This is a genomic window from Gilvimarinus gilvus (assembly GCF_030518155.1).
GTDB lineage: Bacteria > Pseudomonadota > Gammaproteobacteria > Pseudomonadales > Cellvibrionaceae > Gilvimarinus > Gilvimarinus gilvus.
The window spans coordinates 1-307 of record NZ_JAULRU010000007.1 but is presented as its reverse complement, the minus strand read 5'-3'; the positions used below and the strand labels follow the sequence as shown (position 1 = coordinate 307).

General features: G+C 57.7%; 1 protein-coding gene. It reads left to right on the top strand.

Annotated elements, in window-relative coordinates; all coding sequences use genetic code 11:
• On the top strand, positions 1-307 hold a 307-nt coding region (locus QWI17_RS00035), incomplete at both ends, for an Ig-like domain-containing protein (RefSeq protein WP_302720466.1).

The following is a 307-nucleotide window of genomic DNA, read 5'->3' as shown; positions in this document are numbered from 1 at the left end:
ACCTACGTACTTGATACCACAGCGCCGACCCTGACGATCAGCAGTGTCGACATCAGTGCGGATACGGGTACTGCGGCAACGGATTTTGTAACGAAGACGGCGAGCCAGACCATCACTGGTACCCTCAGTGGTGCACTGGCGACGGGCGACATTCTCTACGGATCGGTCGATAACGGTAGCACCTGGATCGACATTACCAGCAAGGTCAGTGGCACGGCCATCAGTTGGGATGGGGCCACGCTGTCGGGCAGTAGCACGATTTTGTTCAAGATCACCGATGCGGCGGGCAATGACAGCAGTACCACGG